The organism is Alkalilacustris brevis, from assembly GCF_003350345.1.
GTDB lineage: Bacteria > Pseudomonadota > Alphaproteobacteria > Rhodobacterales > Rhodobacteraceae > Alkalilacustris > Alkalilacustris brevis.
In genome coordinates this window covers 22,876-31,218 of sequence record NZ_QNVJ01000063.1, presented here as the reverse complement: position 1 = coordinate 31,218, position 8,343 = coordinate 22,876, and the positions used below count along the sequence as shown (strand labels likewise).

6 protein-coding genes are annotated in these 8,343 nt (G+C 67.0%); 2 read left to right on the top strand and 4 right to left on the bottom strand.

Annotated elements, in window-relative coordinates:
- Positions 1 to 241: 241 nt before the first annotated feature.
- Entirely contained in the window at positions 242 to 862 is a 621-nt protein-coding gene (gene msrQ / locus DQ229_RS09560) for a protein-methionine-sulfoxide reductase heme-binding subunit MsrQ (protein ID WP_114966057.1), read from the bottom strand.
- Positions 862 to 1,791, bottom strand: coding sequence for a protein-methionine-sulfoxide reductase catalytic subunit MsrP (msrP, locus tag DQ229_RS09555; protein ID WP_114966056.1), 930 nt, complete (start codon positions 1,789 to 1,791; stop codon positions 862 to 864). The genes msrQ and msrP overlap by 1 nt, the downstream gene beginning before the upstream one ends.
- A gap of 291 nt (positions 1,792 to 2,082) precedes the next feature.
- On the opposite strand from msrP, the gene DQ229_RS09550 reads away from it, so the two are divergent.
- Positions 2,083 to 2,562: a fasciclin domain-containing protein gene (locus tag DQ229_RS09550; protein ID WP_114966055.1), complete on the top strand. Its 480-nt coding sequence runs from the start codon at positions 2,083 to 2,085 to the stop codon at positions 2,560 to 2,562.
- 119 nt (positions 2,563 to 2,681) lie between these two features.
- Here the strand turns inward: DQ229_RS09550 and clpB are convergent, their stop codons facing one another.
- Positions 2,682 to 5,300 (bottom strand): ATP-dependent chaperone ClpB, encoded by a 2,619-nt coding sequence (clpB, locus tag DQ229_RS09545; protein WP_114966054.1) that lies wholly within the window; start codon positions 5,298 to 5,300, stop codon positions 2,682 to 2,684.
- Positions 5,301 to 5,524: 224 nt separating this feature from the next.
- Between clpB and pyrF the strand changes: the two genes are divergently transcribed.
- On the top strand, positions 5,525 to 6,223 hold the full coding sequence (gene pyrF / locus DQ229_RS09540; RefSeq protein WP_114966053.1) for an orotidine-5'-phosphate decarboxylase: 699 nt from the start codon (positions 5,525 to 5,527) through the stop codon (positions 6,221 to 6,223).
- 64 nt (positions 6,224 to 6,287) lie between these two features.
- Here the strand turns inward: pyrF and pbpC are convergent, their stop codons facing one another.
- On the bottom strand, positions 6,288 to 8,342 hold the full coding sequence (pbpC, locus tag DQ229_RS09535) for a penicillin-binding protein 1C (RefSeq protein WP_114966052.1): 2,055 nt from the start codon (positions 8,340 to 8,342) through the stop codon (positions 6,288 to 6,290).
- Position 8,343 lies beyond the last annotated feature (1 nt).

The following is an 8,343-nucleotide window of genomic DNA, read 5'->3' as shown; positions in this document are numbered from 1 at the left end:
CGGTGAAGCGGTATCTACGACCACCAATCAAAACACGCAAGACCCAGAACTAAAGAAAATTCATTTTTTTTCCTGTCTCGGGTTTTGCACACAAAATCTGGGGCTTGGCGCAACTTTCACCGCAAGTGCCCCCGCCCCGAAGCAAGAAGATTACACCCGCCTCGGGAGCTGGCGCCGGCGCAGGCAGCCATTCACCGAATCTCGCGGCTTTCCGACAGCCCCTGGCCCGAAAAGCCGAGAATCAGCCGCGCGCGCGGCCTGGTCTGCTTCGCGGCAACGGCACGACCCGCAGCGCCAGCAGCAGCACGATCAGCCCAAGATAGAAGAGCGGCTCCACCGGCCAGGCCTTGACCGACAGGAAGTAGTGCAGCCCCCCGGCCAGCGCCGCCGGATAGGTCAGCCGGTGCAACCGCCGCCAGGCCTGCGCGCCAAGCCGGCGCAACGCGCTATCATTTGATGTGGCGGCCAGCGGCGCCAGCATGAGAAACCCCGCCATGCCCAGCATGATATAGGGGCGCTCGGTCAGGTCGGTCCAGATTTCCGGCCACATGAACTGGATATCGAGCGCCAACCAGACCAGCAGATGCAATGCGATATAGCAGAATGCCAGCACGCCGAGCGCGCGGCGAAACCGGATCAGGCTGAGCCGCGTCAATCGCATCAAAGGGGTAATGGCCAGCACGGCCACAAGCAGTTGCAGGGCCGTCTTGCCCAACCGATGCTCGAGCGCCTTGACCGGATCAGGCCCCAGCCCCCCGGTGAGGCCTTGCGCCAAAAGCCAGACAACCGGCGCAAGCCCCAGCAGATAGAGCGGCCAGACCGGCACGCGGCGCAGCCCGGCATTGAGGCGCTGTGCGAGCATCAGTAGTAGCGCCGCAGGTCCATCCCCTCGTAGAGATGCGCGACCTGATCGCCATAGCCGTTGAACATCCGGGTCGGCATGCGGCGTGCGAACAGGCCCATGCCGATCCTGCGTTCGCTTGCCTGGCTCCAGCGCGGGTGGTCCACCTCGGGGTTCACATTGGCATAATAACCGTATTCATCGGGGGCCATGTCCTGCCAGGTGTTGAGCGGCTCTTCCTCGGTCAGGGTGATGCGCACAATCGACTTGATCGACTTGAAGCCGTATTTCCACGGCACCACCAGCCGGATCGGCGCGCCGTTCTGGTTGGGTATCGGCTGACGGTAGATGCCGGTTGCCAGGATGGTCAGCGGATGCATCGCCTCATCCAGGCGCAGGCCTTCGCGGTAAGGCCAGTCCAGCATCGGCACGCGCTGCCCGCGCATCTCCTCGGGGCGCACCAGGGTCTCGAACGCAACATGGCGCGCGGAGGGCTGCACGCCGACGCGGCGCAGCAACTCGCCCAGCTCGAACCCCACCCAGGGCACCACCATCGACCAGGCCTCGACACAGCGCAGCCGGTAGATGCGTTCCTCGAGCTGAACGCCGTCGAGGATTTCCTCGAAGGAATAATCTCCAGGCCGCTCGACCAGCCCGTCAATGCGGATGCTCCAGGGTTGGGTCGTGAGTGCCCCGGCGTAGCGGGCCGGATCGCCCTTGCCGAGCCCGAATTCATAGAAGTTGTTATACCGGGCTATGTCGGGAAGGGCGTTGGGCTGCTCGTCGGTGGAGAACTGGCTTGGAATCACGTCCAGCTCGTCGTTTGCCCAGGCGTTCCCGGCGATCAGCGCCGCGCCACCTGCGGCAAGAAAGGCCCGGCGGTTGAAGAAGAATTCCCTCGGGGTGACATCTGCCCAGCCAAGCCCGGTGTCTCGCTGCCTGATCTTCATGATGAACCCTCGCGTCAATGCCGATGCGGGACAAGATAGCCGAGCTTGCCGCCCCGGCCAGAAATATGTCTTCACCATGTCGCGAAGGCTTGCGCGGGTCACGCAGGATCACATGAATTCACGCTAGTTTTACTGGAAACGGACGAAGCGCTTGGCTTAGCGCGCAGGCTGCGGATGTCAAACGCGACAAGGCCCGGCACAAGGCCCGACACGAGTCATCCGTCTGCCTTCCCCCTCCGTAGTGTTGTTCGATGCCACCGCCGGTGGCGTTGAAACCAGAGGAGATTTCACATGATGCGCAAGACCATTCTGTCGATGACCGCTGCAACCTTCATGGCCGCTCCGGCCTTCGCCGGTGGGCACGGCACCCCCGATATCGTGGACACCGCCGTTGCCGCGGGCAGCTTCGAGACGCTGGTTGCCGCTGTCCAGGCCGCGGGCCTGGTTGACACCTTGAAGGGCGAAGGCCCGTTCACCGTGTTCGCCCCGACCGACGAGGCCTTCGCCGCTCTGCCCGAGGGCACCCTCGAGGCATTGCTCGAAGATATCGACACGCTGACCGCGATCCTGACCTACCACGTGGTTCCGGGTGCGGTGATGTCGGGCGATCTGGAAGACGGCATGATGGCCGAAACCGTCAACGGCCAGTCGGTGACCATCGGTGTTTCCTATGGCGACGTCACGGTTGACGGCGCGAATGTCGTGACCGCCGATATCGAGGCATCGAACGGCGTGATCCACGTGATCGACGCGGTGATCCTGCCCCAATAAGGCCACCACTCATGCGTCGGGGCGCTGAATGAAGCGCCCCGATCCATCTATCGCGGCCCCCGGCACAGGACAGCCTGTGCCGGGGTTCTTTCATTGTCGCACCGCGCGTCAGCGAGGCTTCAGTGCACAACCTCGGCCTGCGGGGGCTCCTGGCGCGAGGAGGCGCTGACCCTATCGCCGATCAAGAGCCCCTCCGGGCCGGCGCTCACATGGATGGTGTCGCCATCCTTGACCTCTCCGGCCAGCAGCATCTCGGCCAGCGGGTCTTGCAGGCTGCGCTGGATCACCCGCTTGAGCGGGCGCGCGCCGAACACCGGGTCATAGCCTTCATCGGCCAGCCAGGTGCGTGCGGCCTCGTCCAGCTCCAGCGTGATGTTGCGCGCGGCCAGCCGCTTGAGCAGCAGCCCGGCCTGGATGTCGACAATCGCGTCCATGTCCTTGCGCGTCAGGCGATCGAAGATGATCGTCTCGTCCAGCCGGTTCAGGAACTCAGGCCGGAAATGCGCACGCACGGCTTCCATCACCTCGGCATGGGCACCCGCGCTGTCGGCCCCTTCGGGCAAACGGCTGAGCGCCTGGCTGCCCAGGTTCGAGGTAAGGATGATCAGCGTCTGCTTGAAATCGACATGCCGGCCCTGCCCGTCGGTCAGCACCCCATCGTCAAGCACCTGCAGCAGCACGTTGAAGACATCCGGATGCGCCTTTTCGACCTCGTCGAACAGGATCACCTGATAGGGCCGGCGCCGCACCGCCTCGGTCAGCACACCGCCCTCGTCATAGCCCACATACCCCGGAGGGGCACCGATCAGCCGCGCGACCGCGTGCTTCTCCATGAACTCCGACATGTCGATGCGCACCATCGCGCTGTCATCGTCGAACAGGTATTCGGCCACCGCCTTGGTCAGCTCGGTTTTGCCGACGCCGGTGGGCCCGAGGAACAGGAAACTGCCCAACGGGCGCTTCTCGTCACTCAGCCCCGCGCGCGAACGGCGCACCGCATTGGCCACCGCCTTGACGGCCTGTTTCTGGCCGATCACGCGCTTGCCAAGCTCGTCTTCCATGCGCAGCAGCTTGTCGCGCTCGCCCTCCAGCATCTTCGAGGTGGGAATCCCCGTCCAGCGTTCGACGACTTGCGCGATCTGCTCGGGGCGCACCGCCTCGGCCACCATCTCGGCGCCTTCGCGGTCCTCGGCCTCGGCCAGCTTTTTCTCCAGCCCCGGGATGATGCCATAGGAAAGTTCACCCGCACGGGCGAGGTTGCCGTCGCGCTTGGCCGCGTCCAGTTCTGCGCGGGCACGGTCGAGTTGCTCTTTCAGGTCGCGCGCCGAGGCCAGCTTGTCACGCTCGGCCTGCCATTTGGCGGTCATCTCGGACGACCGCTGCTGCAGATCGGCAAGCTCTTTCTCAAGCTTCTCGAGCCGGTCCTTCGATGCGGCGTCATCTTCTTTCTTCAGCGCCTCGGCCTCGATCTGCTTTTGCAGGATCTCGCGGTCCAGCGCGTCGAGTTCCTCGGGCTTGCTGTCCACTTCCATGCGCAACCGGCTCGCGGCCTCATCCACAAGGTCGATGGCCTTGTCGGGCAGGAAACGGTCGGTGATGTAGCGGTGGCTCAGCGTCGCCGCCGACACCAGCGCGCTGTCGGAAATGCGCACGCCATGGTGCAGCTCGTATTTTTCCTTGATGCCGCGCAGGATGCTGATGGTGTCCTCGACCGTCGGCTCGCTGACGAAAACCGGCTGGAACCGCCGCGCAAGGGCTGCGTCCTTCTCGACATGCTTGCGGTATTCATCCAGCGTCGTGGCGCCGACGCAGTGCAGTTCGCCGCGTGCAAGCGCCGGCTTGATCAGGTTGGCGGCATCCATCGAACCTTCGGATTTGCCGGCACCCACCAGTGTGTGCATCTCGTCGATGAACAGGATGATCTCGCCCGCGGCGGCGGTGATTTCCGACAGGATCGACTTGAGGCGTTCCTCGAACTCACCGCGATACTTCGCACCCGCGATCAGCGCGCCCATGTCCAACGCCATCAGCTTCTTGTTGCGCAGGCTTTCGGGCACGTCGCCATCAATGATGCGCAGCGCCAGTCCTTCGGCGATCGCCGTCTTGCCCACGCCGGGCTCGCCGATCAGAACGGGGTTGTTCTTGGTCCGGCGCGAAAGCACCTGCATGGTGCGGCGGATTTCCTCGTCGCGGCCGATGATCGGGTCGATCTTGCCCTCGCGTGCGGCCTCGGTCAGGTCGCGGGCGTATTTCTTGAGCGCCTCATACCCTTCCTCGGCGCTCGCGCTGTCGGCGGTGCGGCCCTTGCGCAAATCGTTGATCGCGGCATTGAGCGCCTGCGCCGTCACCGCGCCGGCCTCCAGCGCCTCCTTGGCGGGCGAGCGCACCAGCGCCAGCGCGGTCAGGATACGCTCGACCGGCACAAAGGAATCGCCTGCCTTCTGGGCGATCTTCTCGGCCTCGTCCAGCACCCGCGCGGTCTGCTGGTCCATATAGACCTGGCCCGCATCGCCCGAGACCTTGGGCTGCTTGGCCAGCGCGATATCCACGGCCTGCACCACCTGCTCGGGCGCGCCGCCCGCGCGGCGGATCAGATTGGCGGCCATGCCCTGATCATCGTCCATCAAGGCCTTGAGCACATGCTCCGGCGCAAGCCGCTGGTGGTTCTCGCGCATCGCAATGGTCTGGGCCGCCTGCAGAAACCCGCGTGACCGTTCGGTGAACTTTTCGATATTCATCGTTCTCTGTCTCCTTCGATAAGCACCCGGTCAATCCGGCGCCCGCCTGCGCGGCACGCTCCTGTCCGGGCCTTTCAAGGTATTTGGGCAGCGCGTTCCCGCGCTGCAAGGTCTGTCGCCTCGCCTGCGTCATCGTGTGATCACACAAGCCGCATCCGGCCTTGCCGCACGGACGCTGCCCCCTTAAACCGCATGAAAGGATTTATCCCGCCAAGGAGGCCCCCATGGCCGATGACCGCCTGATTGTCGCACTCGATGTGCCCGACGCCCATGCCGGGCTGCAGCTTGCCGCGCAACTGGGCGATGCGGTGTCGTTCTACAAGATCGGGCTGGGGATGCTCACCGGCGGTGGGCTGGCGCTGGCCAACGAGCTCAAGGCCGAACACGGCAAGCGCATCTTTCTGGACATGAAGCTTTTCGACATCGGTGCCACGATCGAAGCCGCCGTGCGCGGGCTCGCGCGGTTCGACATCGATTTCCTGACCGTGCATGGCGACCCGCATGTGGTGCGCGCCGCGCGCGAGGGCGCAGCCGGCAGCGGGCTGAAGATCCTGGCCGTGACGGTGCTGACCTCGCTCGACCGGGCCGATCTCGACGCGGCACTCATCCGCGCGGGCGACGTGAACGAGATCGTGCTCGAGCGCGCCGCACGCGCGCTTGACGCCGGGGCCGACGGGCTGATCGCCTCACCCCGGGAGGCCGCTTCAATCCGCGCACTGCCGCAAGCGCAGGGCAAGCTGATCGTGACACCCGGCGTGCGGCCCGCCGGCGCCGATCTGGGCGATCAGAAACGCGTGGCCACCCCGGCCGCGGCCATCGAGGCCGGCGCCGACCATATCGTGATCGGCCGGCCGGTCTGGAAAGCCGCCGACCCGCGCGCAGCCGCCCAGGCCGTTCTGGCCGAATTGCCGCCGGCGCGCTGAAACAAACAGTGTCGCGGCGGGCCTGCGGCCCTTGGCCCCGCGCCGAGCCGCCGATACTGATGCTTCAGCGCAGCCGCACCCGCACCTGCGCCGCGCGGCCCTCGGCGTCGATCACTGAAAGATTGTAGAACCCCGGCCCGCCCAGATCGAGCGTGGCCTCGCGCTGCCGCATCCCGCGCGCGACCGGCAGGCCATCGGCCAGCCAGGTAAACGGCGCCTGCCCCTCGGCCACCCGCACCACCAGCGGCGCGCCGCCGGTCTCCACCTCGGCTCCGTCGGGGGGAAAGGCCACTTTCGGCGCATCCGCCGGCGGGCCCAGCGCGGCGCCACGCGGGCTGAAACGCTGCAAGGGCGGCGGCAACCCCGCGGTTGATACCATGAGCGTCGAAGGCGGCGGCGGTGGCAGCCGGTCAAGCAAGGGCTTGAGGCGCGAGAACACCTCGAACAGCACCGGCGCGGCCACATCCCCGCCAAACACCCCCGGCACCGGCGTGCCATCGGCCCGCCCGATCCAGACCCCGGCCACATGCGCCCCGTCATACCCGATGGCCCAGCCGTCGCGATAGCCATAGGAGGTGCCGGTCTTGTAGGCCAGCCGGTTGGCGGGCGCGCCGGGCGGGGGCGGCGCGTCGGCCAGGATGTCCGCCACATGCCAGGCGGCTTCGGGCGAAACCAGCCGGGCGCGCTGTTGGGGCGCGGCCTGCGGCATATCGTGCAGCGGCTGTGCCTGCCCGCCATCGGCCAGCCCCGCATATAGCGCGACCAATCCTTCCAGCGTCACCCCCACCCCGCCCAGTGCAATCGCCAGCCCCGGCGCGGCGCGGCCCGGCAGCACCGGCGCGGCCCCGGCCCGGCGTAGCGCCGCCATTACCCGCACCGGCCCCAGCGCATCGGTCAACGCCACCACCGGGATGTTGAGCGACAGTTGCAACGCCGCGCGCAGGCGTACGGTGCCGCGAAACTGCCGGTCGAAATTTTGCGGGCTGTAATTGCCAAACCGGGTCGGGCGATCCTCGATCAGGGTTTCGGGATGCGCCAGCCCATCATCAAAGGCCATGGCATAGACCAGCGGCTTGAGCGCCGACCCCGGCGAGCGCACCGCCCGCGTCATGTCGACAAACCCCTGCCGCCCCTCATCGGTGTAATCGGCCGATCCGACGCGGGCGAGGATCTCGCCGGTGCGGTGATCGGCCACGATGATCGCCGCCGTGACCCGGTCGCCCCGCCCGTCAATGGCCGCGCGCGCCAGCACCTCGAGTTGACGCTGAAGCCCCGCGTCAATGGTAGTGTGATGGGTGGCGCGCTCGGGGTGATCGCGCAGAAGCCGCTCAGCCAGATGCGGGGCCAGCGCGGGAAACGGCGCGCGCGCGTCGGGCACAGGCGCGGCAAGGGCGGCGCCCAGCACCTCGGGCGCGATCACCCCGGCTTCGGCCGTGCGGCCCAGGACCCGGTCACGCGCGGCACCGGCGCGGGCGGGGTGGCGGTCAGGGCGGCGCAGCTCGGGCGATTGCGGCAGCGCGACCATCAGCGCGGCCTCGGCAGGGGTCAGGCGCCGCGGCTCCTTGCCCAGGTATGCCAGCGTGGCCGCCCGCACCCCTTCGAGATTGCCGCCAAAGGGCGCGTGATGCAGATACAGATCCAGGATCTGCGCCTTGCTCAGCCGCCGCTCAAGCGCCAGCGCCAGCCGAATCTGACGCAGCTTGCCCCGCCATTGGCCGGTGGGGCCATCCTCGATCAGGCGGGCCACCTGCATCGTAAGGGTCGAGCCGCCCGAAACGATGCCGCCACTGCGCAGCGCCTGCCAGCTTGCGCGCAGCATCGCCCGGCCATCCACCCCGTTGTGACTGCGGAATCGCCGGTCCTCGTAGGCCAGCAACATCGCGATGTAGCCGGGGTCCACGCCCTCGGCACTCACTGCCATGCGCCAGCGCCCATCGGCCACGGTAAAGGCGCGCAGCAGGCTGCCATCGCGCGCCAGCACCTGCACCGAGGTTTCCGGGATCAGGCTGGCCGGCATGGGCGTGGCCGCGACCCAGCGATCAAACCCGTCCCGCCCCAGCGCCGCGCCCCAAAGCATGAGCGCGGCCAGCAGCAGCATATGGCCCACGCGAAGCGGCATG